The following is a 24,961-nucleotide window of genomic DNA, read 5'->3' as shown; positions in this document are numbered from 1 at the left end:
ATGCGAACCAAGGGGTAAAATAAGGAAATCTATCTCTTAGATATTAGATACACCTAATCCATCTATTTCATCCTCAGACTTATAAAGCTCTAACGCATCTTCAGAAAATGTCTTTTTAGGATAATCATTCTTTTTCGAGTCATACCAAACACATATGACATCGCCTAAATTGGAATACCCATCAACAGTCATCTTTGGGCTGCCCGATTTTAATCTGACAACGTCACCACTATTAAATTTTTCTGACATAAATCACCCATTATTTTTACGTCCATACCCAATGTATGGCTCTTATAAAGACATTGGGTAATTTTCTGATTTTTCAAGCTTCATTAGGCGAAATCTTCATCCAATCACCCAAAACCGCTTTAACACAGTGTTGGCATAAATCTAATTTTAACTGTTGTCCATCACCGAAAACTGAACCATATCCGGCTTGGCGATCTACGGATAAAAACTCATGAAATTCAGCATCATCAACGTATGCATGCAGTTTACAGCGGTCACATGACTTTGCTGATACCATAAGAGATTGATAGGTAGAAAAATATTGCATTTTAGCCTCATCGCTTCAGCGTTCTTTTGTCTCCGACCATCTTACACCTTAACTGCTGTTAATTCCGTGGACATGAAAAACACGCTGTTCAGGGCGCAGGCGCGGTTTCCTGCTACCCGATAAGTCCCCTCGTTTTATCGGCGAATTCGTGACAGCGTAACAGGACACTGCTGAGTGTCGCCTTACATGCCCTGACGGGCATCGGTTGATAATTGTGATTAACGTAGGCATACTGAGCGCTGAAGAAAGATATATTTCTCTTGACTCGAGATTACATCCTGATTCATTAAAGCCCCGTTCCGTTAAACCGGTTCGGGGTTTTTCTTATTTATCTTTCAATATGTTAAATCACGAATAATGCGCACCGCTCCTCGTAAAACTGCGGTGCGGCACGCATTATCCGCGATTTAATCAGCTTACAAATCACTATTTCTTAACCTGATCCAGTAAAGACGCTAACTTTAAATAATCAAACGCATTATCTATACCTGAATGAAGTAATCGATTGATTTTTTCACTTAATAATAAAAAACGTTCACGTTCTTTTTTTCTTTCATTACAAAGTGTTAGCAACCCAGTAATGATAATAATATCATGAGGATATCCACTATCTGCGGCTAAAGCTGAAAGACGCTCATAACAGTATTCTGGTAAGGTGATCGTTAATTCCTTTTTTCGTCCCTGTGACAAAAAATCTTCAATTACAAAGCCTTTTTTATTCATAAAATCATAGACTTCATGGGTTTTATCTTTCAAATTATCATCACTTTCAATAGCATCTAAAAAGAGCTTTATGTATGAAAAATCAGCCATAAAAACCCCCTTTTCATGGTTTAAATCACTTTGACTTGTAGCAGCACAATAATATCTGTTTTGGTGTTTGCCTTAGACTTACCGGATAAAAAACCTTGAGGTAGAAAACTAAAGCCTGTTTCACCTTCTTCGACTTTGTTTTCAGCCAGACCACCTAGCACAATCACATCACCACTTTTTACGGTCACATCAGTTACTATATCCCGTTTAATCAGTGTCGGAGACTGATTAACGCCAGTATCCGTTTTGACGAAGTTAGATAACTGTTGTTGGATTTTCAAATCAATCGCTTGGCTTTTTATCGTCGGCTGAATATCAAAAATGACCCCGCTTGAACGATACTCGACCGACTGAACCGGACGACCATCCTGATATGTCACACTCGATAAAATCGGCACATCAGAGCCAACACTGAAATTACCCTTTGAACCGGATTTAACACGTAAAGTCGGACTGCTGATCACATGAAAACGTTGGTCAGTGCGGAACAACTCAATCATCGCATCCAAATTACCTGTATTAATGGTAATGAAGTTTTCATAATTCTGCTTTGTGCCGATATTAATCCCCAGCTTGCCAGATAATAATTTAGCTAACAGATTGATTCCACTGCCTTCTTTCTCAATATCCTGCACTTCAAACACATAGCCTGTCACCACTACTTCACGGGATGGTGTATCAACCGCACTCAGCACACTTTCAACCCGTGATATTTCATCTTTTGTACCGTAAAAAACCAGTTTATCACCACTGGCAGCAACCTCGCCCTCGGTTTTAAGAAAGCCCTGTAAATACTCAACATCACGATGAATCGGACTATAAACAAAACTCTGTTTAATCACTTTCGGCTCTGGCGGTTTAACTTTAGCCAGATAAACAACGCCTTTTTTCTCATAAATACGGATATTCATATTTTGAAAATAACGGATAATGAATTGATTAAAATCTTGTTTTTCAGTCGCATGAAAACTAATCAGGCTGGTATCGTTAGCTAAATTCGGGTCAAGCATGTAAGGCTTTTGCAATACTTCATCATAAATCAGTGAAATCGCTTTCGGCAACGGCACGGCTTCCAGCTTGAAATCCACATTTTTCGCTACTGCGGGTAATGCCAAAAAAATTAACACACCAAGCCATCTGCTCACGGCAAGCCTCCTGAATAGTAATTGACTAACTGTCCGTCTATTTCGCCCTGTAATAATCTGCCGTTAAACTGAAACTGACTGCGAGGCTCAAGGCGTAATAGCCCTTGTTTATCCGCCAAAATCACGTATGCCTTCCCTTCCCTGACTAATTCGCCAGTAATACGCCATTTTGTTGATAAAACAGGTTTAGATGAAATGACAGGCAAACTAATTGACGGATTAACACCTGAGGAAATCGTGTTAACAGGTTGCACCTGACCCGATTGTTCTAAATTGAGGTATTGATTGAAATAGTCGTAAACAAAATACGCTGAAACAGCAAGCCCTATAGGAACAAGTACAATTATCATCAATACTTTAGTCGATGAAAAAATAGACTGACGTTTATCAGTTTTGACCGTATTCGGATTATTACCTTCAACTGATTTATAAAGCTCAAAAATCGCCTTATCATATTTTTCCTGATAGTAATTCATCCGGTTAGATTTGGTAATTTTCGCGCCCTGAAATACATCAACCCGATAGCGGTTGCTCAACCCTAAAGAAACATGTTTTTGCATTCGGTATGTGGTTTCAATACGGGCTTTAATAAAACGAGGAATATCAGTTACTGTCTGATTAATCACCACCAAATCAGACATCACGCCCGTTTCTTCATGGACAAAATGCCCGTGTTCGGCAATAAAAGAACGGTGATTTTTCGGGATATCTTTATCACTACCCCAGACGCGCCAAACTTCATCAATCACCACCAAATCGCCCGCCTGACAGAACGTTGCCTGATTTTCAATTGATGGTAAAAAATCCTCGGCAATACACTGACTGTTCTCAACATGCACCAGTGAGCCCAATTTATCCGGTGATAATTTCCTGTTTTGTTTCAGACAGAAATGCTTAATTTTTTCCTCATTCAGCCCGTAGATATTGGAAATGACACGACGACCGGACGCAATCGCCGGCACAATCACAGACTTCACAACTTCATAAGATTTACCGGAACGTGGAACCCCCACATATGCAGTAATCGGCATACAAATCCCCTTACCCGATTATCGGCAGTCTGCGGATAATAAAGCGTGTCAGCATTGCTGATATCACCAGAGGCACACCCAGCGGAAATTGTAATAAATTCAAAAAATACCAGATAGCATCCGGCAAAGAGCCGAAAAGCTCCGCCAAATTGGTTGACTTGGGCAAAAACCAGTCAATAATAATCGGAATAAATTCAGTGGTGACATAAAACAAGGCAAAAAATAAGAAAAATTTAGCCACAATACCTTTAAAAATAAAACCGAATGCCCCGCTGAACAATGTAGTTAGTAATCGCCCCATAATTTCACCTATGCACTTAATAACTTACGCAATGCGATAAACGCCCATACCAAGGAAAACACAGATTCAAAAACGCCCCGATTCTGTTCTATCAGCGGACAATGAGAATCAATTTTATAGTCCTTCCCCAAAAACGGCACGATCCAAACAGGACACTCCGCATTACGAGGTGTTAATTTAAAATTCTGTAATTCAGGAAAGAATGATTTATAAGGATTTAATATCTGTTCAGCAGTTGGCATTTCCAAATCAGGATATTTAATATCAGCATCAACTTCTTTATCGATATCAGGTTTATTCGGATCAGGATTATTATCAACATTAATGTTCAATTCTTTATTTAACTCTTCAATGCTTTTTATATCACTGTAAGGCTCAAAACCTTTCAATAATTCAACCAATGGTATTGAATCTGTATTTAAGGCTTTTTTTACCTCAGATTCCGTGAAGGTTTTTTCCGTTGAAAAAGGGATGCCTTTATAATCAGGTGAAAGAGACGTTTCTAACATTAAAGAATTTATAGCATCCGAAAGTTGCTTAGCTGTAACATACATATCTTTAGCCGATTCAATATTAACTATTTTATCAGATTTAGATATTCCATCATAAACAGGATTATCTCTTAAGATTTTTAAATATGAATTTTCTGATTGAACCCAATCACCATTATAATTTTTAAATTCATAGTCATAATTTGCAGTAACAGTATAAATAGGCGTGTCTTTTGTTACTTTAAGATCTCGAAGATTGGAAAAACGACAATTGTTTTTATCGCATGTATTTGATATTACTCCCTGTTCAATATCATAAAGAAAAGCATCATTAGCAAGAGAATCTAAATTATTAGAAAATAGATAAGGTCGCGTACCACCTGAACCAACAGCAACATAAAATTGATAATTAGGTAAATTAAGGTCATCTGAAATAACCGATTTAATATCACCCGTTGTAAACTCAATTCCGTTAATCACACCAGGATGATTAAATTGCTCTGCAATAAAAGCAAATGTAGCTAAGCCAGAAGCTGTTTTTAAAAAACTAGGTTTTATAGACAGATTGGTAATTGATTTTGTCAATCCTGCTCTGGTGCCATTGACTAACGTTAAATAAACGGCATCATTTGCTGCCACAGGTAAAGCCCTTGAAGCAATTAATCGGGTAATACCCGTCCTAATCGCATTTTGACCAAGCAAAGCAACAACAGCAGGTACAAAAGCATAACTAATTGCTGAAAAAAATATAAGAAAGATAAAAATATTTGTTTTTTTCATAATTAACTTCTATTTATTAATAAGCAGTTAATCCTTGCACAACAGCCCAACCGCAAAGAATACCTGTAAAAAAGCTCATTAGTTCCCACATAAAGACCTCTAAAAAGGGGCGGTAAAGCCCCTTATCCATTAAAATGCATTGAGCATACGAGCGACTTTTTTAATTCCCATTACAACTACAGCAACGCCCATGATAGTACCCGCGACAGCAACAATGCCTGTAATGATTGGTCCTACATCGATTTGTTTAATAAGACCATCAAGGTAATTACCATTTGTTACTGCATCATCAACAGCAAACGCAGATGAACTTAAAGCCATAGAAGCAACAACGCCTGATTTCAAATAAACATTAGAAATAATATTTTTAATTTTCATATAGCACCTATAAATTTACCATTTTTATCATTCGCCCCAATCCATAACCTAATAAATAAAAGATTAAGACAAGCCCTAACCCTGCCCCTAGAATATTCTCATTAATATTCCCCAAAGGTGGGTTATTTAAAATTACTGAATTCTGAATTTTTATTACTTCAGACTTTGATAATTGCAAAATAACATTATTACAAACATTTTCATGACAGAGGTTTGTTGTTATTTCAATCTGCCCCTCCATATGAAAAACCTTATTTTGATGGAATTAATTTAATTCTTTTTATTTTTAAAGAGCCAAAGTCTCCCACGGTGAATGAGGAATCATCTAATGTATAAAATCCAGCAGAATAAGGCTGCTCATCTTTATCCAACTGAATAATAAATTTTTCAGGGTAAACGCCACCATTATAGATATAAGCAGTTTGCTCTCTGAAATTTAATACTTCACCTGTTGATTTTGAAACAACTTGTTTCGTATTAACCTTACCGTCAACTTCATTAATTTCGATTTTTAACATGAGTAGATACCTATTTAAAAAGGACATTGATTGGTTTTCAATTTTTCATTTAATAACGTTTGATATATCGGAGGAATATCAAATTTTATATTCATATCACTAATGTGCTCTTCTCTGATTATCATGGATAAAACAGTGTTAATATCCCCATTAAAAAAATGGAACACTTTAGCAATATTTTTAGAAGCTTGTTTTCTTAACCATCTTACTTTTGCTTCAATAGAATCAGTAGCTTTCCTGCCTAATAATTTAGGTATAGGTTTTGGCTCGCTGGGATTTATTTGCGCAGCATAATCACACAGACCTACATAAGTTCCTGTAATATCAAGAAGAACATCAATAGACACTTTCTTTAATTCAACCTCAGAGCGATACCAAATCCCTGTTATTTTTTGTTCTAAGGCTTTATCATAAACACGCCAGAATACACGAGACTGGCGAGATCCCACTCGTAAAACATCAATAGAACGGTTGCCATTCCCATCATATTCAAATTCGACTTTGCATTTAAGTTTAGGGCCTCTTCCGCCATAAAATGCATCATCTTCAAATGCTTTTTTAGCAGCATCAACCGTAAATATACCGTCGTAATCATCGGTTGCTAAATCGATTCTATTGATATCAGTAATATCTAAAAAAGAGAGCCATTTATGAATTTTTTGTGGTGTTGTGCCATTAAAAACATGAGCACATCCATGACCGTTAATTTGGACAAAAAAAGAATCATTATTACCGCCCCAAAAAACAACGCCATATCGCTCACATCCGCCTTCATCACTATAAAGACTCGCTGAATCGGAATAATAATGACCGCCATACCCTAATGGTGCACCCATATAGAGCCCAAAAACAGAAGATAGCCATGTTCTCAATCGTGAAAAATAACAATTGAATACATCGTTCAAATACTGTTCTATCTGTTCTTCAGACATAACATCATTTTCCACACTCGGAAATTGCTCATAACTATCCGGAACTCGATAAACATTTGATTTTTTATAATTACGATACGATGGTAACGTCTTAAACTTTTTCCAGTTAAATCCTTTTTCCTGAAATTTATCGACATCCTTCATAACAGAAAAAGGTGCAGAGAATGCAAACCAGTCAATAATTACAGGTCGCTCATAAGGCACTGAAGGAATTGAAGTTGAAATCAAATTTTTATCAAATGGAGCATTGAATTCTCCAGATAAATTTTGTTTCTTATTCACCGCAAACCTCTCTGTAACCAATAAAATCCCCTGATGTTGCCGTTGTTGGTGCTAAAACAAAATTTTGATGGAAGTGGAATACACATTCTTTTACCAGTTCATCAAATGACCGGAAAAAATCCCAATCAGTACCAATATTGGCATTGATCCCATATCCGTCGATGAAGTGAAAGTAGATGATATTCATGAGCCCCTCCATTTGTGCACATTTACACAGTTGCAAAAAGTATAAATGACAAAACAAATGTGCACAAGAGTAAATGTGCACGTTTGTAAACATGGAATATTCCAATACAATACAAAAAAAGTGACGGGAGGAGCTATGTCCAGAAAAAGCATAGGGATCAGCAATGATCGCTACCTTAAGATTGAAAGAGCCGCAGTTGACATTACGGCAAAGACGGGAAAAGTAACCAAGTGGTCTGAAATTGTTAACTTTCTGATTGATGAATACCTTCAGGAAGCCAAACTCGACATGATTTCCAAGGATGACAAAGAGAAAAAGTGATTCTCCTTTGGCATAAAAAAAAGTTAGATAAGTTGTCTGAATGTCCCTAGTTCCCCTGAGACTACCCCCGTAATACAGGACGGGGGTTTGGCGTGGGCAAAAAGTTACTTTTTCATTTTCAGCACAAAACATGACAGCGTTTTCCCATAGAAGTAATGGAAAAATGGTATCAAGTTAAAAAAGTATTTTTCGGCAGTAAGGGCGTCAAAACGTACTCATTTTTTTTGATGCACAAAAATGATGCAATACATGAAATAATGAAACCAAGGTAGCGTAATGAAAAACAAAGAAATCACCTTAGAAAAAATGTATTTACTAATCAGAAATAGTTATATCTCAATGTTTCCATATGCATTTGAGAACTATCAAGAAATGCTCACATATACATTTAATCATGATATCGAAAAAACCGGTTTGCCAATAATCATTTATATTTCAAATGATTACTACAGTGATGACAACTCCAGCCTAGTTAAACATATAAGAATTGAACCAATAACAGAAAAATTTGAATTGCTTTCAGCCGAAGTTAAAGAAGAAACAAATAAAGTAATTTCACAATTAACTAGTGATATCGAAAATATAATTAGTGATTTTAATTCATTGCATAGCTGGTTAATCAGAGAAGGTTTAATAATAAAACAAGAACGAAAATTTGATTCTACAATCTATTTCATGACTAAAAGCTTCATGGATTTAAAAAAGCTACCACTCTGATTCGCACAATGCACTCTATGTGTAAAGACGAACCTTCTCGATTGCGGTAAACCCCAAAACCATTCTACCGCAATCGCTCAGAACCCTTTTGTAACATAGCGTCAAACATTATGCGAACCTCAGTATCTAAATACGGATAGGCACTGAAATCTCTGTTTTTGGACTGGTTGATTATGTTGGTTCTTTTTAACTAAAGCTCATTTGCCAATGCTTTTTCTAGGTCTTGAATATAGGTTTTCTGTCTTTTCTTCAGATACCACTTCACTAAAGGTTTTAAGAAAATCTTTTTGGATATCACGACTTCCGTAAAGTCGATTTCAGTAATTCCATTATCAGAGGTAAAAACACCAATCCAATGACCTTTGATGTTTTCATTTTCCATATCAAACTTCCATCGCTGATATGGTACTTGGGCTGTTACCGTAAATATGGTCGAATAACCATCTTTGGTGTGTTCAATAAATTTATGATCGTTTATCACTTCAATACTGCGTAAATCACTTCGCCATTGATAATTTTCTGTCGATGTAATCACTCGCCATAATGTTTCAATATCACACTGAAACGTTGCTTTTATATTTAGCGTTGCCATAAATTACCTCTGAGTCATCTTTTCTGCTTATTATATATTTTTACTTGCTAATATAATGTATTGTTAGCAAGCTTAGTGTCCTCAAAATCAATAAATAGGAAGAACAAATGAAAATGACTAACATCCCTTTTGGTATAACTGATTGGAGCCGTATAGAGCCAGAAACTCATGCGGGAGAACAAGGTTTTGCGCTTTGGCGTACGGCCACATTTGGTGATATCAGAGTTCGCATGGTTGAATATTCAGCGGGTTATCTTGCGGATCATTGGTGTTTAAAAGGGCATATTTTATTATGTTTAGAGGGTGAACTACACTCTGAGCTTGATGACGGGCAAACCTTCGTATTGACACCGGGGATCAGCTATCAGGTCGGTGATAATGCCGAAGCACATCGTTCATCAACGGCTCTTGGGGCAAAGTTATTTATTGTTGATTGAAGTACAACAAGGATAGAAAGGCAGTTTGGGTCAGTCTGGTTCAAGCTTTACATTTTATTTTGTATATTTTTATTTCAGTAATTTCATTATTAGAAGTAAAATCCCCTACCCAATTTCCCTCTCAATTACCATTTTCCATATCAAACTCCCATCTCTGATCTTATTCCGATAAGAGTTATTGACTGGCATTTGATGCCAAACAAAAATATGACCACGCATTACTTCTATAATTACCAGCTTATTCCTTTACACAGATGTGGTCACATGGTTAACAAACTGAATCTTAACTGGCCTGAATTTTTAGAAAAATACTGGCAAAAAAAACCTGTTGTATTGAAAAATGCATTTCCTAATTTTGTCGATCCTATTACTCCAGATGAATTAGCTGGTTTGGCAATGGAGCCAGAAGTTGACAGTCGTCTTGTCAGCCTCACAGACAACAAATGGCAGGCAAGCCATGGTCCATTTGAAGATTACAGCGAATTAGGCGAAAAAGGATGGTCACTACTGGTACAGGCTGTCAACCATTGGCATATGCCGTCAGCTGAGTTGGTGAAACCATTCCGTGTGTTGCCAGAATGGCGTCTTGATGATCTAATGATCTCCTATTCAGTACCCGGAGGTGGTGTCGGACCACATATTGATAACTATGATGTTTTTATCATTCAAGGAATGGGTCGTCGTCGCTGGCGTGTAGGTGATGCCCTACCAATGCGCCAGTTCTGCCCTCATCCTGCATTACTGCATGTTGATCCATTTGAGCCCATTATTGATGTAGAAATGGCACCGGGAGATATTCTGTATATTCCACCTGGATTCCCTCACGATGGCTTCACTTTCGAAGATACCATGAACTATTCTGTCGGCTTTCGTGGACCAAATGGCCGTGATTTGCTGAGCAGTTTTGCAGATTACGCACTGGAACAAGATCTAGGTGGAATAAATTATAGCGATCCTAATCTGACAGTACGCGACAATGCAGGAAGAATGGAAGCTCACGAAGTTGAACGCCTACGCGCCATGATGATTGAAATGATCAATAAACCTGGTGATTTTGAACAATGGTTAGGTCGTTTTGCTACCACTCCACGCCATGAACTGGACATTGCCCCTGCAGAACCACCATATCAGCCAGAAGAAGTATTAAGCGCGCTGAATGATGGTGAAAAATTGATCCGACTAAGCGGACTGCGCGTCCTACATATCGAAGATAATTTCTTTGTGAATACAGAAGCTTGGGCTACCAAAGAAACAAAAGGCGCAGATGCGCTGTGTCAGTTTACGGAAGTTGGAGCAAATGAACTCGGTGAAGCATTGATGGTTCCAGCCTTCGTTGCAGAATTAACCGAATTTATCAATCAAGGATATTGGTACTTCGACGAATAAACAACGCTTACCACATATAACATAATAAAACACCTGCTTGCGGGTGTTTTATCGTCTACGCATTCCTTTTACCTTATACCTCAAGCTATTTGGTTTTAGCTTAAAGTTCCTAATATTGCTTCTTATATTCCTTTTTTTGCCAAGATATTTAGAAACTCTAGCAGAGATTAGATGGATCACCTCTCCTCAAAGAAAGCATATCCTGTTGACTTATATCAAACCAACCAAAGTTAAACGAATCGATTCACCTCATTGATGAGCTACCTCTCTTGACTTAACAACCAATGAGGTGAGAATGCACTAATACTTTAATTTATCTGAATAATAATCTGATATTGGAAGGTTTATCATGAGCTATCGTATGTTTGATTACTTGGTACCGAATGTTAACTTTTTTGGTCCTGGTGCTATCTCTGTTGTTGGCGAACGTTGCAAATTATTGGGGGGAAAAAAAGCCCTGCTGGTAACGGATAAAGGCCTAAGAGCAATAAAAGATGGCGCCGTAGATAAAACTATTGGTTATCTAAAAGAAGCGGGTATTGATGTTGTCGTATTTGATGGCACAGAGCCTAACCCAAAAGACACTAATGTGCTTGAAGGTCTTGCAATGTTCCGTAAAGAACAATGTGACATGATAATTACAGTAGGTGGCGGTAGTCCACATGACTGTGGTAAAGGTATCGGTATTGCAGCTACTCATGAAGGTGATCTTTACAATTATGCAGGTATTGAAACACTAACAAATCCACTGCCACCTATTATTGCCGTAAATACTACTGCTGGTACAGCAAGTGAAGTCACCCGCCACTGTGTTCTGACCAACACAAAAACTAAAGTCAAATTCGTTATTGTGAGCTGGCGTAATCTCCCTTCCGTTTCTATTAACGATCCTCTGTTAATGATTGGTAAACCAGCAGGACTGACTGCCGCAACCGGTATGGATGCGTTAACTCACGCAGTTGAAGCTTATATTTCTAAAGATGCAAACCCCGTCACTGACGCTTCAGCTATTCAAGCAATCCGTTTAATTTCTCGTAACTTGCGTCAAGCCGTAGCCTTGGGGACAAACCTAAAAGCCCGTGAAAATATGGCTTATGCTTCACTTTTAGCAGGAATGGCATTTAATAACGCTAACCTTGGTTACGTTCATGCAATGGCTCACCAATTAGGTGGTTTATATGATATGCCTCATGGCGTGGCTAATGCGGTGCTATTACCACATGTACTGCGTTATAACCTGATTGCTAATCCAGAAAAATTTGCTGATATTGCTGAATTTATGGGTGAAAATATCACAGGGTTATCAGTGATGGATGCGGCAGAACGCGCTATTGCAGCTATCGCTCGCCTATCTGCGGATATTGGTATTCCGCAACATTTAGGTGAATTAGGTGTGAAAGAGTCTGATTTTCCATATATGGCAGAAATGGCACTTAAAGACGGTAATGCATTCTCTAATCCTCGTAAAGGTAATGAAAAAGAGATCATTGAGATTTTCCGTCAAGCATTCTAATTTTTCTGAAAAATACCCGTCAGCTATGTTTTCTGTTGGCGGGTTTTTTAATGATATTTTATCTGTTTCTACTAGCCTGTATATTTAACTCATTAATATATAAAAATATATGTATATTATGTTTATAATAAGAGATAAATTAACGACTGTTTTATTTTCTTTTACAGGGAAATTCAATGAGTAGAAGTGGTAAAAATTATACCAAAGAAAAAATAACACGTCATAACATATTGATAAAAAGAAAAAATCACCCTATTCGTCTTTTTGTTAAAAGTTGGGATTTTTTAGGAAAACTACTCCTTAGCCTTTTTATTTTTATCCCTTTGATTTATGCATTAAGTGATCATGGAGATAAATTTATTTTAATGATTGTTTATGCTTGCCTTTGTACTCCGTTATTTCCATTTGCTAAAAGATGCAGTGATAATATACTGCTCCACTATTTTTCAAAATATACCTTTAATGAATATATTAATAACTCAGGTGCTAGAGGTGGGATAATATTTTACATTATCCTAATTATTCCATTTATTATTCCATTGGCAATAGGCTATTTTATTTATCAGATCAAAAAATATAATTCAAAACATCACATCTAATTATAGAAACTCATGCATTTACTAAAATTATGTTTTGATAAAAACAGATGATATGAGGTAAACAATAAAAAAAGAAATACTACAGATATTTTCAGTTTTCAGGGATATATTTTCCAATCTAAGGAACAAAAACCTTCGACAAAATCAAGTAAATCTAAAATAGTGTCTTCATCCTCAATAACTCGTAATTGATTTAAACAATCTCGCATTATATCTTGAGTCATTCCATTGTATTTATAGGATAAAAGTAATTCCCTTAATACTAGTAAATCTCGATTTAAAGCAATGCCCTTTTGTATGTCATCAACGAGAGCTTGCTGTTGCTGGTAGTATTGCTGTTTTATTTTATCCATATCTAACCTAAACCTGTCTTTTTACCCTTTTATTTTTTAACTCATTAATAATCAACAATAAATTAGCTTTATTCTGACTCTACTGGCTTTATAAATTTCAAAATGCTTTCCATTGATCTTGGTATTCTAATGGCACTAACTCTTTGTTATAAATTTTATCGTGATAAATCACGCGTCCATCAAGTCTACGTTGAGGCACCGTCACAACACCAGTCTCAAAAGTGGCATGGCGCCAATCTTCTTTAATTAAACCGCGTCGCCATAAGCGATAATATCGATTTGCTTGTGACTCTAATTCACTTTCTTTTAAAATAACTGTTAGTGGTGCAAATAGTTGTTGTGAAAGGTGATATTTTTCCATCAACCAACGTTTATTTCTTTTGACTAGTTTTCTTTTCATCGTTATTAGCCCTATTTCCCCTTATACTCTTCTTATCTTAAAGCAACTTATTGAAAAAGAAATGAAGATTTGCATTATGGGCCCTTCTGGCGCAGGGAAAACAACGCTATCTAAAGAACTCGCTATCGCATTATCTTTACCTGTATATCCGTTTGATGCCATTTATTGGGATATGACTGGAGATGAATTCCATAAAAATAGTGAGAATTTTATAACATCTCAAGTAAATGCTATTAGAGAAACAGATAAATGGGTCGTTGAAGGTGCTTACGACAAACGTTTATTACCCTTTCTTAATGACTGCACTGTTATTTTTAGAATAGACATTCCTTATTGGAAACGTGTTAATTACTTAATAAAGCGTTTATTTATTAATAGAATTAAGCGCCAATTACCTAAAGAAACATTAGTGAATACGTGGGAACTTCTTTGCTTTTCAAAGCAATATGATAAACGTTTAGATGCTTTCTTTAATAACCACCCTGAATTATCTTCAAAAGTGATTGTTATTAATGATATTTCTTTATGCGTAGAAATATTTAATAAGAAATTTAAAAATAAATAGATAATTAATAATGTCACATTTTTTAAATATTAATGAGTTATTTACCTATATGTGTATTTATCTATTTCAATTTATCGCTATAATTTAAAATCTTATCTTTATAAAAATATCATTACTCATTGTGTGCTTTATTTGACAAGGAAAATAAATAATGAAAAGTAATATGATGTCTTTTACTTCTGCATTATGTTGGTTAAGTTTTTGGTTTGGCTCTGTTCTTGTAGGTGCTTCATGGTTATATGCAAGATTACAAGAAAAAGTATTTTTAACTGGATTAGATAAAGGGTTTTTAGAATTAACATCACCAGATCCCACAGTGGCATTGATGTTATCGATTGGTATTATGATGGTTGCGTTAGGTTTGATTTATGTTCCTTTATATTACTCTGCCATGTTTATCGGTAATACTGTCGCTATTTTAAGCAGGAAGCCTATTAGAATTTAATACATGATAATATTAGATTTCTAACTTATTTTTTTGATTATTCCCTGTATTAAACAAAAAGAGCCTAATTTTTTACTTAGGCTCTTCTCCTTTTTTGAGTGATATTCATACCACTTTAGAAGGGCTATATAATTGTTTCAATCCTTTAAAAACCCATAATAATGAATGAAAAATAAGTAATAAAATAATGGCATTAGCAAAAACAAATAAAGCCATTGATAATAACTGCATAAAATGACTATTAGATGTCATGCTCATATTTAATGAGGCTTTTGCTAATGCTGAAACACCAAAAGAAAAACTCCAAAATGGTAATGAAAACGGTTGTTTCACAAACCAAGGAATTAATCTCATCATAAATAAGAGTTGTAATAACCCATAACCTAATAACATTTTTGCGAAGAAATCGATATGGTTGTCGTTGATAGCCAAATAAGCACTACAGGCAACCAAAGCGGGTGCTAATTGAATACCAAATGATAGCCGTGATTTTTCATCCATTAATCCTTCACTACGTATTCTTTTTAAAATAGCAGGTTCTAAACTTAACCACGAAAATACGCCAGCCCCAAAAAATAAAATACCCAAATCATTAAAACCAAATGCACCACATGCCATGGCACAGATAAAGTTATTAGCGACAGTTGGTAAATATAACACTGGTGTGGTCGCCATTTTAGGATATTCACCCTTCCATTGATAACCAATCAACCAACTGGAATACCCAAGCTGAGCAATTGCTCCGATGATAAACAATATCAAAGAAAATAAAGGTAAATATGGGCTTAGTCCTATCGAGACTAAGACTGTCGTTGCGGGAAATAAACTAGTAAATCCACTGGCAACCGGATGTTTAATTTCATTAAGAATTGCTTGTCGATGAAATAGCCATTTACTAAGCAAAAACAGCGTAAGTATTAACCAAACCAAGCAACCCACACCAATAAATATTTCACCAATATAAGCTGGATAATTATGCTCTTTAGCTGCATAGCGCCATGCCATTCCCGTACCAATCATCCCTAATACAACACCAAAATAGCCTGATGCAAACTGTGAAGAGAGTGTTTTTAATTTATTTATCAATATCATATTGTTACGTTAACTCATGTAAATGACATAATACATTGATGCTTTATTCTGAACATCAAATAATAATAGAGATAATAAAATTTATTTTTATAAAATGCATTTAAAATATGTGTTATCAATAACAACTCATTTTAAGACTATTCCCTCCTTGTGTTCCCGAATATTCTGATGCTTGTATGAATACGATAACGATATCTTTATATTGTCCTTTATTTTGGAGTTTATAAAAATGAATATCACGCTAAAAAAGATTGGAACACTGTGTGTCGCTTCTGTTCTACTTTTTTCTCTTGCTGGCTGTTCCAGCATGACAAAACGCGACCGTAATACAGCAATTGGAGCCGGTGCTGGTGCTATTGGTGGCGCTATTTTAACTGACGGTAGTGCATTGGGTACTATTGGCGGTGGTGTTTTAGGTGGCGTTATTGGCCATCAAGTTGGTAAAAAATAACCTTTCTATCCTTATTCTCTGCTAGACTGGGTCTTCATTATTTCGGCTCAGTCTAGCAACGAGTCACAATCAGATAATCTGCATTTATTTTGGTGTGATATGAATAAATCGTTTCTCTTTCAATTAAAAAAAACTGCCGTCGTTTTATATAAGTCGTTTAGTGATTTGATTCATATCGTAGTGACCCTTATTTTGTGTTACTTCTGTTTTCTTTTATCACCCACCTTGGTAATTGCCGTAATTGGCAGTATCATTATTATTATCGCCCTATTTTTACTTAGTTTATTTGTTTTGCCGTGATGCAAGGCATTCTCTTTGTCTCCCTTATTTTTTAATCAAAAATTGACTAAATAAACACCTCTTGTTCTGTCAGTTAAAAACAAAAATACAAGTTACTATTAAAGATAAAAATCTTTCACATCATAAAAGAACCTTGTTTTTAGGCTGATTTATCACAATCCTTACTTTTAAACTTGACTCTTTTTAGTGATAGCCTTTTACTTTCAATTATTATAACTATCGAGGGTAATTAAATGATTATTTTTATCACGGGTGCTTCTGCTGGCTTTGGTGAAGCCATTGCTCGTCATTTTATCAGCCATGGACACAAAGTTATTGGTACTGCTCGCCGTTTAGATAAGCTTAACAACTTACATAAAGAATTAGGTGAGCAATTTTATCCATTACAGTTAGATGTTACAGATAAAAAAGCCGTTAGTGAGGTTTACACTCAATTACCTGAAAAATGGCGCGAAATCGATGTGTTAGTGAATAACGCTGGTTTAGCGTTAGGCTTAAACACCGCAGATAAAGCCAGTCTCGATGATTGGGATACGATGATCGAGACGAATAATAAAGGTCTTGTTCATGTTACTCGTGCCATTCTTCCTTTGATGGTGGAAAGAAACAAAGGCCATATCATTAATATTAGCTCAACCGCTGCATCCTGGCCTTATATGGGAGGTAATGTTTATGGGGCAACTAAAGCTTTTGTTAAACAATTTAGCTTAGGGTTACGAGCTGATCTACAAGGTAAAAAGGTACGTGTTACCGATATTGAACCTGGCCTTGTTGGTGGTACCGAGTTCTCATTAGTTCGTTTTAAAGGTGATAGCGACAAAGTTGAACAAACGTATGCAAATGCAAATGCGTTAACCCCAGAAGATGTTGCAGAAGCCGTGTATTGGACAGCAACATTACCTGCCCATGTTAATATTAATACCTTAGAAATGATGCCCGTTAGTCAATCATTTGCCGGGTTAAGTGTTCATCGTCAAAACTAAACGCACTGAAAAATCATTTTTTATTAAGGCATCAGCTATAATTATTAAGATATAATAGTCATTGACAGTAATAGCGACATAACTTTAGAGGATAGCAACTATGATCAATACACTAACTAAGAAACCAATGGTAAGAACCGTATTGTTCTCCTTATTTCTTGGTTTATCTGTGTCTTCTTTTTCTTCTATTGCCGCCTCTACCAATGTAACCATTAATGGTAATGGCTATGACAATGTCTTAGATAAAGAACAAGCTCGACAACTGAAAGAAGACTGGGATCAAAAGCGTGAGCTTCGGACTCAAGTCAATCAGCGAGAAAAAATTGAATTTAATAAAGTAGATAAAGCCATTGATGAGCGAGATGCTTGTCTGAAAAGTGCAAATGTCTACGCTTATTGGGAGCCTGAAACCCGCCGTTGTTTAGACAGTAATACTGGGCGCCCTGTTAATCCATAAGAAAATCGTGTAAAACAGTGATGTTTTGCGTTGTAAAACAAGGAGAATGTAATATGAAAAAATATATCTTTGCAGTAATGGCAACCCTCGTAGCATTTGCCCCTTTAGCAGCAAATGCAGGTTGTGATGAAGTCGTTGAATCTATTCAACAAAAAATCGTTAATAACGGTGTGCCCGCAGCTAACTTTACTTTAACTGTCGTTGAAAACGACCAAGTTGCACAAACAGAAGGTAAAGTGGTAGGCACTTGCGAGAATGACACTAAGAAGATCATCTATACTCGCCATTAATGTACTGCTGATAAAAACTTGTAATTAAAAAAGGGCGCAATTATTAGCGCCCTTTTCTTTATCATTCAATATGAATGAGTATCTTACTGATTTAAAATCATTTTATTTATTTTTTTCCATATTTACTTTAATTCTGTCGTTTTTTTTCATCATTATTCCAGTTTTAAGCAAAGTTCAGAAAAAACAAAAACACCCAATGAATTTACTCATCAGGCGTTTAAAAGTAACAAGTTTGGCTCCGTTAAAAAACAGGCAACTCAATCCACTTCGTTACTTATTTATATTCTCTCTTAAGCAGGTACAGCGATTTCCAACTGACTTAAATCAAGGTAACAAGAGAGATCACGTTCTTCAGGACGTAATAAATACGGGATTTCACCAATCAGCGGCGCAGGAATATGCTGAGACAGCCTTTCCACAATTTTCGCATAATAAGGTAATCCTGGATTTATTCTGTTAGCAACCCAACCGACTAATTTCAAACCATCGTTGATAATAGATTGTGCTGTTAATATTGAGTGATTAACACAGCCTGGTTGAATACCAACAACCAAAACAACTGGAATTTGTTCTTTTACCACCCAATCAGAATAAAAGGTATTATCATCGAGTAGATAACGCCAACCGCCATTACCTTCGATAACAACACACTCTGCTTTTTTACTTAAATTATCGAGCTCATTTGAAATTTTATTAAAATCAATTTCATTTTCGCTAACATAACAATTATCAAGCAAAATAGGATTAATTTCGTCGTAGCGAACTTCAACTGGCGATGAATTATGAATAATCATTGCATCACGATTACGCTCACCATCAGCCGTTTCATGTAATTCTGTTGCAATAGGCTTATAACCCACTGCCGTTGACCCGCCACGATTTAATGACTGAAGAAGTGCTCGGGTTACAACAGTTTTACCCACGTTGGTATCTGTCCCCGTAACAAAAAAGCGTGTTAACATATAATTTACTTCCGTTATGACAGATAAATCAGGTTCATAAAAAATGACAGAGATTAGAGTTTAGGGTAACACTGTTTCTGGTGGCTTGAGGTAGCTCAATTTTTTAGTTAATTGGTCGAAAATAGAGAATTCGTTAATGATCAATTGAGGTATTTACGCTTGCAAAACACTTCTGTTACGATTTTTTGCACTTCATTTAGCCTTGCATCAACTCAATTAACAAAGAACCGTTGTACAGAGCCTCTTTAACCAATGAGGCTGCTGGTAAAGTACCTTTATTTCTTAATTCTGTTTCTTCAATAATTAATGATTGGGCGTAACGAGGCATGGCCTGATTTTGAACATGACTTAAAATCAATGGAAAAAGAATAGATTTAGCTCGACAAAGTGGCGAACCAATTAATATTTTTTGTGGATTAAAGATATTAATCATCACAGAAAGAATAAAACCTAATCGCTGTGCAACTAAATGCACGACTTCAAGGGCTTGTTTATCTCCAACTAATATTGCATCACACAATGTTTCTATGGTAATAGGATATTTGTTTAGCAACGAGGTGGGATCTTCTTGTGCCAATAATTGAGCTTTTTTAATTAATTGAGGAATAGCAATTTCGGTTTCTAAACATCCTTTCGCCCCACAATAACAGCTATTTTCAGAGTCGATGACTTTAGTATGCCCAATTTCAACCGCACTGTGACTATGAGAATGTAATGTCCTCCCATTACTAATCACTCCGGCACCAACAATGTCATCAATGACAATTTGCAAAATATCTGTATTGTTTTTTGCCGCACCATATAAAGATTCAGCCATTGTCCAGGCCGTGACACTATGCTGTAAGAAAACAGAAACGCCTGTTTTTTCATGAATTTTATCAGCAAGAGGAACATCTTTAATATCATAATAAGGAGAACTATGAATAACCCCACTAATGGGATCAATAATCGCATTCATAGTAATACTGATGGCCGTCAGCCTTTCAACATGTGATTGATAGCGTTCGAAAAATTCATCAATAGCAAGTAAAAAATGAGTAAGAAAGTTATCACTGTTCTCTTTAGGAAAATCAAACGTGTCTTCAGTAACAAGTTTACTGTCTAGTTCTCTTAAACTAAAAAGTAAATTACCTTTATTGACTCGGATACAGAGAAATTGCCACCCTTGGCTTTCTAATTTTAATCCGACCGCAGGTCGGCCACGAAATCCCACATCCGGAAACTCTGTTTCATGAATAAGATGAGCTTCAACTAATTCCCGCGTAATTTTGGTAATACTCGCTGGAGCCAGTTCTGCTTTTTTTGACAGTGAAATACGGGAAATGGGGCCATGTTCATCAATCAAACGAAAGACTGTGCCAAGGTTAAACTGTTTCACGTGATCGATGTGGCTAGGTTGGTTCCCCATTGAATGTCATCCTTAATTAAGAAGCCATAATTAATTCGAGGCTCCAAATAATTCATTACCGATTATGTCGTCAATTTGTGATAATTGTACAATACTTACATAAAAAGCGTGATCAAAAACACAGATAAATCAATATTTTTGGTGATCTAAGATATTTTTTAACAACAATTGCGTTAATCGATTTGCTGCCGCGGGTATTGTGCGTTTTTTATGAGAAACTAACCAAACTTCAGAAAATGCTTGTGAATTAGCGAAGTGTAAATAATGCACACCATCGACTTTCATTCGAGTAAAAGATTTAGTCACAATTGAGATGCCTAGTCCTGCAGCAACTAACCCTAAAATCGTCATAGCTTCACCGGCTTCTTGTGCAATAGTTGGCGTAATTCCTGACAAACTTAGTAATTGAATAATTTCATCATAAAGGGCTGTACCAACATCTCTTTCAAAGAAAACAAAAGGATACTGCCCAATATCTTGAATATTAACGCCTGTTTCTTTGTAAGCAAGTAATGGATGCCCTTCATAAACAGCCAAAATAAAAGGCTCTCGAAACAATAGCTGGTGGTGTAAATTTTCGGGTAACGTGGTGTTTCGCATGATACCCAGATCAATACGCCCTGTAAGCAATGGTGATATTTGTTGCTTTGTATTCATTTGATGCATATGAATACCAACTTCAGGATAATTTTCTCTAAATTGCCTTAAACTCAACGTTACTAAATGCATAAAAGGTGTCGTTGATGTAAAACCTATAGATATTTCACCTAACTCACCTTTTTCCATTCTAGCTGCACGTGTTGCAGCTGCGTTGACCTGCGCCATAATTTGGTAAGACTCTTTTAAAAACATTTGCCCTGCTGGTGTTAGTGCAACAGAACGATTAGTTCGTTCTAAAAGCCTGGCCCCTATTTCACTTTCAAGTGCTTGTATTTGTTGGCTCAGCGGTGGTTGAGAAATATTTAATCTTTCTGCTGCTTTGCCAAAATGAAGCTCTTCCGCTACAGCAATAAAATAACGTAAATGCCTCAATTCAATATTCATATTTCTCTCACTTTAGCATTGATACTTTAAAAGTCTTATTTCTAATGATTAATATATTAGACAAAAAAATCAAATATTTCTAACATTGACATAAATCAAATTTAAGTAATGGAAGTTTAATCAATATGGATACTCACGAAATAGACAGTAAAAGTATGAGCTTAGGCACTGATATTTCAGACAATACATCATGTATAGAAAAGCCAGCTCATCGCCAATCTAACCCAAAACACTATATTCAACGTGATGATGCACTGTATATAAAAGTGACAGTGTCATTTTTTATGGTGGGTTTAGCGACATTTGCCTTACTCTATTTTGTGCAACCCATATTGCCAGTGTTATCTAACGAATTTTCTGTTAGTCCAGCAACCAGTAGTCTAGCGCTCTCACTTTCAACCGCATTAATGGCATGTGGTTTATTAATCACAGGTCCACTTTCAGACGCTTTTGGGCGTAAAAATGTCATGGTCATTGCATTATTTTGCGCTGCATTTTTTACATTATTAAGTGCAACAATGAATAGTTGGACAGGCATCTTAATTACTCGCGCCTTAGTGGGGCTTTCATTAAGTGGCGTTGCTGCGGTGGCAATGACTTATTTAAGCGAAGAGATCCACCCTGCCTACTTAGCTCTATCAATGGGGTTATATATTAGTGGTAATTCTATTGGAGGAATGAGTGGTCGTGTTATTACTGGGGTATTAAGTGATTATTACTCTTGGCGTTTATCTGTCGTTATTCTCGGTATTTTTGCCCTTTTTGCTGCGATTACTTTTTGGAAGATATTACCTGCTTCAAAGCACTTTAGGCCTACCACATTAAAACCGCGCAACCTTCTTATTACCACAAAATTGCATTTTAGAGATAAAGGATTACCTCTGTTATTTATTGAAGGTGGTTTATTAATGGGCGGATTTGTCACTTTATTTAACTACATTGGCTATCGTTTATTAGATGCCCCCTATTCATTAAGCCAAACAACTGTGGGATTGATTTCCATTGTCTATTTAAGTGGCACTTATAGTGCATCAAAAGCGGGATTACTAACCACTAAATATGGTTTAGGCAAAGTATTTATTGCGGGTATCTCTATGATGTTAATAGGTATATTGATTACCTTAATTGAATCATTGCCAGTTATCTTCGTCGGTATGCTTATCTTAACAACAGGTTTCTTTGCTGCACATGCAGTCGCAAGTAGTTGGGTTGGTCGCCGTGCAAAACGAGGACGAGCTCAAGCCTCTTCACTTTATCTTTTTACTTACTATGCGGGCTCTAGCCTTGCAGGTACTCTAGGGGGATTATTCTGGGTGAGTTTCGGTTGGTTGGGTGTAGGATTATTTATAGCTCTTTTAATGTTAATTGCCTTATTAATAGCATTACACTTAAACAAAGTTGCCCAGTAAATTCATTGATAATGAATAAAGTGCAAAAGCGGATTAATACGGTTTAATGTTGTCGATTTTGCACTTCTTTCTTAAGGTATAAACTTATTCTTTAAGAAGGAACAACGATTATGCCAATTATAAAACTATCCGTTACTCTGCTATTTCTCTTTTTTACATCTCTTACGAGTGCGTTTACAGAACACTGCCCACCAACAAAACCAGATTGTGATGTTACTCATGATTCATTAGCACAACAGAGTGAAAAACAGACTGTCTTTGATTTAAAAACCATCAAATAATCCCTTTTTAGGAAAAACACCATCCTAATATGCCCTTTTTACGGTATACTGTATAAATAAACAGTATGCCGTGTTTTTGACATTTCCCTCTGCTAAGCGATGTACTTTTCACTGAATTCAATGTATTGTTTTAAATAAAGGCCAATTGTATGTTGTAACTAAATAAGGATATTAAGATGAGCAAATATGATTTAATTGAACAATTTAATCTCTGTTTTAAGCAGTTAGAGAACGAGATAAATACTCTGACAGAAAAGCTACAAAAACTAACATTATTGCCTTCTGCTGTTTTTGAATTACCCGATGTAACGAAAGAAGAAGAACATGATGATGTTATACACGTGACGGTGTCACCTAGTTATGATGAAAGGGCCCGCGAGATTGCCTTAAAACTAATGGCCAACCTATTTATTTATGATAATGCACCGCATATAAGCAGTAAGCGTGCTATTCGTTTACCTGGTGTGCTTTGCTTTAGTACCAGTAACAATGAATTTAAGTCAGTAAAAGAAGACGTTGAACGTATTAACTCATTAAAAAAACAGCTTTCTGATATCGTGACTAAAAAATCTGGGATTTCTAAAGAAGAACGTTTTGATTTTGTTCATAATCAGTTAAAAGGCTTAATTACGCTAAATGCTTATCGCACCCTCACCTTGTTGTCTGATCCTGATACTGTACGCTTTGGTTGGGCAAATAAAAATATTATTAAAAATTTAACGCGCAATGACGTATTGGCTCAATTAGAAAAAAGTCGTGAAGCCAATCGTGCGGTTCCGCCATATACCAGTGAACAATGGGCAGAACGTATTGATAAAGAGATAATCACCCTTTCTCAATTACCTGAAAATGCAAAATTAAAAATAAAGCGCCCTGTAAAAGTACAACCTATTGCTCGTGTTTGGTACTCAGAGCTTCAAAAACAAGTACAATATGCTTGCCCATTGCCTTTATTGGCTTTCTATATTGATAAAGAGAGCGATTTTAAACCGATTATTGGCGAATTACCTGATTATGATGCCGATAACATTCAAATTCGCCATCGCCCTAAAGCTAAGAAACTACAACTGATTATTCCAAGAATGCATTTATATCTTGAAATATAATCAATTAAAAAGTTAATTAATGAGCTTAATTGAACTTCCTTTAAGAATTTGTATGAGATAATCATTAATATGAGCAAATTGATTATCTTCAATTTTCAAATCAATAGAGATCATGAGATTATTCTTTAATACAAAAATAATTTTCTCTCGTGTTAATGTAATATGTTCAAGGCTATTAATGGCTTCTATATCAGATAAATGCGTCATTAAACCGATGGAATTATCAATATCTTCTTCTTCCTCATCAAATCTTGAAAGAATGACAAAGTGCTCAGGTGAAACAGGATCATCCCCTATTCCAATAATAGTAACATCATCTTCAACGTAACAATTTACTTCGGTTGCAGTAAAAATAATTTCTTCATTCATTATTGTCGTCCCAAAACGATCTAAAAATCCCGCCATGATAGCGGGATTTAATTTCTGCATTAAATAA

At 35.9% G+C, this 24,961-nt stretch carries 35 protein-coding genes; 15 read left to right on the top strand and 20 right to left on the bottom strand.

The annotated features are described in order from the left end of the window. Positions 1-36 precede the first annotated feature (36 nt). The 12 genes from LG402_RS09425 to LG402_RS09370 form a co-directional block, all read right to left on the bottom strand. On the bottom strand, positions 37-249 hold the full coding sequence (locus tag LG402_RS09425) for a YodC family protein (RefSeq protein ID WP_198794402.1): 213 nt from the start codon (positions 247-249) through the stop codon (positions 37-39). A 73-nt stretch (positions 250-322) separates the two neighbouring features. Next, entirely contained in the window at positions 323-556 is a 234-nt protein-coding gene (locus LG402_RS09420; RefSeq protein WP_227336850.1) for a hypothetical protein, read from the bottom strand. A gap of 426 nt (positions 557-982) precedes the next feature. After that, positions 983-1,369, bottom strand: a complete 387-nt coding sequence (locus LG402_RS09415) for a hypothetical protein (protein ID WP_227336849.1) — start codon at positions 1,367-1,369, stop codon at positions 983-985. A 20-nt stretch (positions 1,370-1,389) separates the two neighbouring features. Next, entirely contained in the window at positions 1,390-2,514 is a 1,125-nt protein-coding gene (locus LG402_RS09410; RefSeq protein ID WP_227336848.1) for a type II secretion system protein GspD, read from the bottom strand. Further along, entirely contained in the window at positions 2,511-3,545 is a 1,035-nt protein-coding gene (locus LG402_RS09405; RefSeq protein WP_227336847.1) for a zonular occludens toxin family protein, read from the bottom strand. Before LG402_RS09405 ends, LG402_RS09410 begins: the two co-directional genes overlap by 4 nt. A gap of 10 nt (positions 3,546-3,555) precedes the next feature. Beyond that, on the bottom strand, positions 3,556-3,846 hold the full coding sequence (locus LG402_RS09400; RefSeq protein WP_227336846.1) for a DUF2523 family protein: 291 nt from the start codon (positions 3,844-3,846) through the stop codon (positions 3,556-3,558). Positions 3,847-3,854: 8 nt separating this feature from the next. Beyond that, on the bottom strand, positions 3,855-5,117 hold the full coding sequence (locus LG402_RS09395) for a hypothetical protein (protein WP_227336845.1): 1,263 nt from the start codon (positions 5,115-5,117) through the stop codon (positions 3,855-3,857). Positions 5,118-5,246: 129 nt separating this feature from the next. Further along, positions 5,247-5,495 (bottom strand): hypothetical protein, encoded by a 249-nt coding sequence (locus LG402_RS09390; protein WP_227336844.1) that lies wholly within the window; start codon positions 5,493-5,495, stop codon positions 5,247-5,249. Between the two features lie 7 nt (positions 5,496-5,502). Next, complete coding sequence (locus tag LG402_RS09385; protein ID WP_227336843.1) at positions 5,503-5,736, bottom strand: hypothetical protein; 234 nt, start codon at positions 5,734-5,736, stop codon at positions 5,503-5,505. Between the two features lie 10 nt (positions 5,737-5,746). Beyond that, the gene (locus LG402_RS09380) at positions 5,747-6,013 is read right to left on the bottom strand and encodes a single-stranded DNA-binding protein (protein ID WP_088499277.1); all 267 of its coding nucleotides are present in this window, start codon (positions 6,011-6,013) and stop codon (positions 5,747-5,749) included. A gap of 14 nt (positions 6,014-6,027) precedes the next feature. Then, complete coding sequence (locus tag LG402_RS09375; RefSeq protein WP_227336842.1) at positions 6,028-7,227, bottom strand: replication initiation factor domain-containing protein; 1,200 nt, start codon at positions 7,225-7,227, stop codon at positions 6,028-6,030. Next, positions 7,220-7,414 (bottom strand): hypothetical protein, encoded by a 195-nt coding sequence (locus LG402_RS09370; RefSeq protein WP_227336841.1) that lies wholly within the window; start codon positions 7,412-7,414, stop codon positions 7,220-7,222. The genes LG402_RS09375 and LG402_RS09370 overlap by 8 nt, the downstream gene beginning before the upstream one ends. A gap of 135 nt (positions 7,415-7,549) precedes the next feature. On the opposite strand from LG402_RS09370, the gene LG402_RS09365 reads away from it, so the two are divergent. Both LG402_RS09365 and LG402_RS09360 read left to right on the top strand, forming a co-directional pair. Continuing rightward, the gene (locus LG402_RS09365) at positions 7,550-7,735 is read left to right on the top strand and encodes a hypothetical protein (protein WP_041705353.1); all 186 of its coding nucleotides are present in this window, start codon (positions 7,550-7,552) and stop codon (positions 7,733-7,735) included. 276 nt (positions 7,736-8,011) lie between these two features. Further along, on the top strand, positions 8,012-8,452 hold the full coding sequence (locus LG402_RS09360; protein WP_227336840.1) for a hypothetical protein: 441 nt from the start codon (positions 8,012-8,014) through the stop codon (positions 8,450-8,452). Between the two features lie 190 nt (positions 8,453-8,642). Here LG402_RS09360 and LG402_RS09355 read toward each other — a convergent pair whose 3' ends face one another. Next, complete coding sequence (locus LG402_RS09355) at positions 8,643-9,044, bottom strand: SRPBCC family protein (protein WP_227336839.1); 402 nt, start codon at positions 9,042-9,044, stop codon at positions 8,643-8,645. A 107-nt stretch (positions 9,045-9,151) separates the two neighbouring features. Here LG402_RS09355 and LG402_RS09350 point away from each other — a divergent pair, with 107 nt between their 5' ends. The 4 genes from LG402_RS09350 to LG402_RS09335 all read left to right on the top strand — a co-directional run bounded on the left by LG402_RS09350 (position 9,152) and on the right by LG402_RS09335 (position 12,979). Next, the gene (locus LG402_RS09350) at positions 9,152-9,481 is read left to right on the top strand and encodes a DHCW motif cupin fold protein (RefSeq protein ID WP_227336838.1); all 330 of its coding nucleotides are present in this window, start codon (positions 9,152-9,154) and stop codon (positions 9,479-9,481) included. Between the two features lie 264 nt (positions 9,482-9,745). Beyond that, a complete protein-coding gene (locus LG402_RS09345; RefSeq protein ID WP_227336837.1) occupies positions 9,746-10,867 on the top strand; it encodes a cupin domain-containing protein in 1,122 nt (373 codons plus the stop codon). A 349-nt stretch (positions 10,868-11,216) separates the two neighbouring features. Further along, entirely contained in the window at positions 11,217-12,380 is a 1,164-nt protein-coding gene (gene dhaT / locus LG402_RS09340) for a 1,3-propanediol dehydrogenase (RefSeq protein ID WP_088495650.1), read from the top strand. Between the two features lie 176 nt (positions 12,381-12,556). Then, on the top strand, positions 12,557-12,979 hold the full coding sequence (locus LG402_RS09335; protein ID WP_227336836.1) for a hypothetical protein: 423 nt from the start codon (positions 12,557-12,559) through the stop codon (positions 12,977-12,979). A 98-nt stretch (positions 12,980-13,077) separates the two neighbouring features. Here the strand turns inward: LG402_RS09335 and LG402_RS09330 are convergent, their stop codons facing one another. Together LG402_RS09330 and LG402_RS09325 are read right to left on the bottom strand one after the other, a co-directional pair. Further along, positions 13,078-13,332, bottom strand: a complete 255-nt coding sequence (locus LG402_RS09330; RefSeq protein WP_166541095.1) for a hypothetical protein — start codon at positions 13,330-13,332, stop codon at positions 13,078-13,080. Positions 13,333-13,429: 97 nt separating this feature from the next. After that, on the bottom strand, positions 13,430-13,732 hold the full coding sequence (locus LG402_RS09325; protein ID WP_227336835.1) for a hypothetical protein: 303 nt from the start codon (positions 13,730-13,732) through the stop codon (positions 13,430-13,432). A 61-nt stretch (positions 13,733-13,793) separates the two neighbouring features. Here LG402_RS09325 and LG402_RS09320 point away from each other — a divergent pair, with 61 nt between their 5' ends. Both LG402_RS09320 and LG402_RS09315 read left to right on the top strand, forming a co-directional pair. Beyond that, positions 13,794-14,297 carry an AAA family ATPase gene (locus LG402_RS09320; protein ID WP_227336834.1) on the top strand — a complete coding sequence of 168 codons (504 nt, stop codon included), beginning with the start codon at positions 13,794-13,796 and terminating at the stop codon, positions 14,295-14,297. A gap of 151 nt (positions 14,298-14,448) precedes the next feature. Continuing rightward, positions 14,449-14,742 carry a hypothetical protein gene (locus LG402_RS09315; RefSeq protein WP_166541285.1) on the top strand — a complete coding sequence of 98 codons (294 nt, stop codon included), beginning with the start codon at positions 14,449-14,451 and terminating at the stop codon, positions 14,740-14,742. Between the two features lie 105 nt (positions 14,743-14,847). On the opposite strand, the gene tehA is transcribed toward LG402_RS09315, so the two are convergent. Further along, on the bottom strand, positions 14,848-15,834 hold the full coding sequence (tehA, locus tag LG402_RS09310; RefSeq protein ID WP_227336833.1) for a dicarboxylate transporter/tellurite-resistance protein TehA: 987 nt from the start codon (positions 15,832-15,834) through the stop codon (positions 14,848-14,850). Positions 15,835-16,063: 229 nt separating this feature from the next. Here tehA and osmB point away from each other — a divergent pair, with 229 nt between their 5' ends. The 4 genes from osmB to LG402_RS09290 all read left to right on the top strand — a co-directional run bounded on the left by osmB (position 16,064) and on the right by LG402_RS09290 (position 18,315). Further along, the gene (gene osmB, locus LG402_RS09305) at positions 16,064-16,285 is read left to right on the top strand and encodes an osmotically-inducible lipoprotein OsmB (protein ID WP_006536908.1); all 222 of its coding nucleotides are present in this window, start codon (positions 16,064-16,066) and stop codon (positions 16,283-16,285) included. A 533-nt stretch (positions 16,286-16,818) separates the two neighbouring features. Continuing rightward, complete coding sequence (ydfG, locus tag LG402_RS09300; protein ID WP_109408296.1) at positions 16,819-17,568, top strand: bifunctional NADP-dependent 3-hydroxy acid dehydrogenase/3-hydroxypropionate dehydrogenase YdfG; 750 nt, start codon at positions 16,819-16,821, stop codon at positions 17,566-17,568. Positions 17,569-17,668: 100 nt separating this feature from the next. Beyond that, positions 17,669-18,025, top strand: a complete 357-nt coding sequence (locus LG402_RS09295) for a DUF1283 family protein (RefSeq protein ID WP_166541287.1) — start codon at positions 17,669-17,671, stop codon at positions 18,023-18,025. A 53-nt stretch (positions 18,026-18,078) separates the two neighbouring features. Beyond that, positions 18,079-18,315 carry a DUF1161 domain-containing protein gene (locus LG402_RS09290; RefSeq protein WP_072068032.1) on the top strand — a complete coding sequence of 79 codons (237 nt, stop codon included), beginning with the start codon at positions 18,079-18,081 and terminating at the stop codon, positions 18,313-18,315. A gap of 290 nt (positions 18,316-18,605) precedes the next feature. Here the strand turns inward: LG402_RS09290 and bioD are convergent, their stop codons facing one another. The 3 genes from bioD to LG402_RS09275 form a co-directional block, all read right to left on the bottom strand. Beyond that, positions 18,606-19,277, bottom strand: a complete 672-nt coding sequence (gene bioD, locus LG402_RS09285; RefSeq protein WP_072068031.1) for a dethiobiotin synthase — start codon at positions 19,275-19,277, stop codon at positions 18,606-18,608. Positions 19,278-19,473: 196 nt separating this feature from the next. Further along, positions 19,474-20,685 carry an ROK family transcriptional regulator gene (locus tag LG402_RS09280; protein WP_166541288.1) on the bottom strand — a complete coding sequence of 404 codons (1,212 nt, stop codon included), beginning with the start codon at positions 20,683-20,685 and terminating at the stop codon, positions 19,474-19,476. Between the two features lie 129 nt (positions 20,686-20,814). Beyond that, the gene (locus LG402_RS09275; protein WP_166541289.1) at positions 20,815-21,729 is read right to left on the bottom strand and encodes a LysR family transcriptional regulator; all 915 of its coding nucleotides are present in this window, start codon (positions 21,727-21,729) and stop codon (positions 20,815-20,817) included. Between the two features lie 125 nt (positions 21,730-21,854). Between LG402_RS09275 and LG402_RS09270 the strand changes: the two genes are divergently transcribed. The 3 genes from LG402_RS09270 (at position 21,855) to tus (ending at position 24,525) form a co-directional block, all read left to right on the top strand. Then, positions 21,855-23,138, top strand: a complete 1,284-nt coding sequence (locus LG402_RS09270) for an MFS transporter (RefSeq protein WP_166541290.1) — start codon at positions 21,855-21,857, stop codon at positions 23,136-23,138. 110 nt (positions 23,139-23,248) lie between these two features. Next, positions 23,249-23,419, top strand: a complete 171-nt coding sequence (locus LG402_RS09265) for a hypothetical protein (RefSeq protein WP_166541096.1) — start codon at positions 23,249-23,251, stop codon at positions 23,417-23,419. Between the two features lie 176 nt (positions 23,420-23,595). Then, positions 23,596-24,525 (top strand): DNA replication terminus site-binding protein, encoded by a 930-nt coding sequence (gene tus, locus LG402_RS09260; RefSeq protein WP_227336832.1) that lies wholly within the window; start codon positions 23,596-23,598, stop codon positions 24,523-24,525. A 12-nt stretch (positions 24,526-24,537) separates the two neighbouring features. Here tus and LG402_RS09255 read toward each other — a convergent pair whose 3' ends face one another. Next, positions 24,538-24,894: a hypothetical protein gene (locus LG402_RS09255; RefSeq protein WP_162556989.1), complete on the bottom strand. Its 357-nt coding sequence runs from the start codon at positions 24,892-24,894 to the stop codon at positions 24,538-24,540. Between the last annotated feature and the right edge of the window lie 67 nt (positions 24,895-24,961).

It is taken from the genome of Proteus sp. NMG38-2, assembly GCF_020640995.1.
In the GTDB taxonomy this organism is placed as follows: domain Bacteria; phylum Pseudomonadota; class Gammaproteobacteria; order Enterobacterales; family Enterobacteriaceae; genus Proteus.
The sequence above is the reverse complement of the archived record's forward strand: the minus strand, read 5'-3'. Positions and strand labels throughout refer to the sequence as shown.

What these genes read in the sequence shown, in the direction of transcription:
- LG402_RS09425 (WP_198794402.1), bottom strand. Translation starts at nt 249, where the DNA reads ATGTCAGAAAAATTTAATAGTGGTGACGTTGTCAGATTAAAATCGGGC.
- LG402_RS09420 (WP_227336850.1), bottom strand. Translation starts at nt 556, where the DNA reads ATGCAATATTTTTCTACCTATCAATCTCTTATGGTATCAGCAAAGTCA.
- LG402_RS09415 (WP_227336849.1), bottom strand. Translation starts at nt 1,369, where the DNA reads ATGGCTGATTTTTCATACATAAAGCTCTTTTTAGATGCTATTGAAAGT.
- LG402_RS09405 (WP_227336847.1), bottom strand. Translation starts at nt 3,545, where the DNA reads ATGCCGATTACTGCATATGTGGGGGTTCCACGTTCCGGTAAATCTTAT.
- LG402_RS09400 (WP_227336846.1), bottom strand. Translation starts at nt 3,846, where the DNA reads ATGGGGCGATTACTAACTACATTGTTCAGCGGGGCATTCGGTTTTATT.
- LG402_RS09395 (WP_227336845.1), bottom strand. Translation starts at nt 5,117, where the DNA reads ATGAAAAAAACAAATATTTTTATCTTTCTTATATTTTTTTCAGCAATT.
- LG402_RS09390 (WP_227336844.1), bottom strand. Translation starts at nt 5,495, where the DNA reads ATGAAAATTAAAAATATTATTTCTAATGTTTATTTGAAATCAGGCGTT.
- LG402_RS09385 (WP_227336843.1), bottom strand. Translation starts at nt 5,736, where the DNA reads ATGGAGGGGCAGATTGAAATAACAACAAACCTCTGTCATGAAAATGTT.
- LG402_RS09380 (WP_088499277.1), bottom strand. Translation starts at nt 6,013, where the DNA reads ATGTTAAAAATCGAAATTAATGAAGTTGACGGTAAGGTTAATACGAAA.
- LG402_RS09370 (WP_227336841.1), bottom strand. Translation starts at nt 7,414, where the DNA reads ATGAATATCATCTACTTTCACTTCATCGACGGATATGGGATCAATGCC.
- LG402_RS09365 (WP_041705353.1), top strand. Translation starts at nt 7,550, where the DNA reads ATGTCCAGAAAAAGCATAGGGATCAGCAATGATCGCTACCTTAAGATT.
- LG402_RS09360 (WP_227336840.1), top strand. Translation starts at nt 8,012, where the DNA reads ATGAAAAACAAAGAAATCACCTTAGAAAAAATGTATTTACTAATCAGA.
- LG402_RS09355 (WP_227336839.1), bottom strand. Translation starts at nt 9,044, where the DNA reads ATGGCAACGCTAAATATAAAAGCAACGTTTCAGTGTGATATTGAAACA.
- LG402_RS09350 (WP_227336838.1), top strand. Translation starts at nt 9,152, where the DNA reads ATGAAAATGACTAACATCCCTTTTGGTATAACTGATTGGAGCCGTATA.
- LG402_RS09345 (WP_227336837.1), top strand. Translation starts at nt 9,746, where the DNA reads ATGGTTAACAAACTGAATCTTAACTGGCCTGAATTTTTAGAAAAATAC.
- dhaT (WP_088495650.1), top strand. Translation starts at nt 11,217, where the DNA reads ATGAGCTATCGTATGTTTGATTACTTGGTACCGAATGTTAACTTTTTT.
- LG402_RS09335 (WP_227336836.1), top strand. Translation starts at nt 12,557, where the DNA reads ATGAGTAGAAGTGGTAAAAATTATACCAAAGAAAAAATAACACGTCAT.
- LG402_RS09330 (WP_166541095.1), bottom strand. Translation starts at nt 13,332, where the DNA reads ATGGATAAAATAAAACAGCAATACTACCAGCAACAGCAAGCTCTCGTT.
- LG402_RS09325 (WP_227336835.1), bottom strand. Translation starts at nt 13,732, where the DNA reads ATGAAAAGAAAACTAGTCAAAAGAAATAAACGTTGGTTGATGGAAAAA.
- LG402_RS09320 (WP_227336834.1), top strand. Translation starts at nt 13,794, where the DNA reads ATGAAGATTTGCATTATGGGCCCTTCTGGCGCAGGGAAAACAACGCTA.
- LG402_RS09315 (WP_166541285.1), top strand. Translation starts at nt 14,449, where the DNA reads ATGAAAAGTAATATGATGTCTTTTACTTCTGCATTATGTTGGTTAAGT.
- tehA (WP_227336833.1), bottom strand. Translation starts at nt 15,834, where the DNA reads ATGATATTGATAAATAAATTAAAAACACTCTCTTCACAGTTTGCATCA.
- osmB (WP_006536908.1), top strand. Translation starts at nt 16,064, where the DNA reads ATGAATATCACGCTAAAAAAGATTGGAACACTGTGTGTCGCTTCTGTT.
- ydfG (WP_109408296.1), top strand. Translation starts at nt 16,819, where the DNA reads ATGATTATTTTTATCACGGGTGCTTCTGCTGGCTTTGGTGAAGCCATT.
- LG402_RS09295 (WP_166541287.1), top strand. Translation starts at nt 17,669, where the DNA reads ATGATCAATACACTAACTAAGAAACCAATGGTAAGAACCGTATTGTTC.
- LG402_RS09290 (WP_072068032.1), top strand. Translation starts at nt 18,079, where the DNA reads ATGAAAAAATATATCTTTGCAGTAATGGCAACCCTCGTAGCATTTGCC.
- bioD (WP_072068031.1), bottom strand. Translation starts at nt 19,277, where the DNA reads ATGTTAACACGCTTTTTTGTTACGGGGACAGATACCAACGTGGGTAAA.
- LG402_RS09280 (WP_166541288.1), bottom strand. Translation starts at nt 20,685, where the DNA reads ATGGGGAACCAACCTAGCCACATCGATCACGTGAAACAGTTTAACCTT.
- LG402_RS09275 (WP_166541289.1), bottom strand. Translation starts at nt 21,729, where the DNA reads ATGAATATTGAATTGAGGCATTTACGTTATTTTATTGCTGTAGCGGAA.
- LG402_RS09270 (WP_166541290.1), top strand. Translation starts at nt 21,855, where the DNA reads ATGGATACTCACGAAATAGACAGTAAAAGTATGAGCTTAGGCACTGAT.
- LG402_RS09265 (WP_166541096.1), top strand. Translation starts at nt 23,249, where the DNA reads ATGCCAATTATAAAACTATCCGTTACTCTGCTATTTCTCTTTTTTACA.
- tus (WP_227336832.1), top strand. Translation starts at nt 23,596, where the DNA reads ATGAGCAAATATGATTTAATTGAACAATTTAATCTCTGTTTTAAGCAG.
- LG402_RS09255 (WP_162556989.1), bottom strand. Translation starts at nt 24,894, where the DNA reads ATGAATGAAGAAATTATTTTTACTGCAACCGAAGTAAATTGTTACGTT.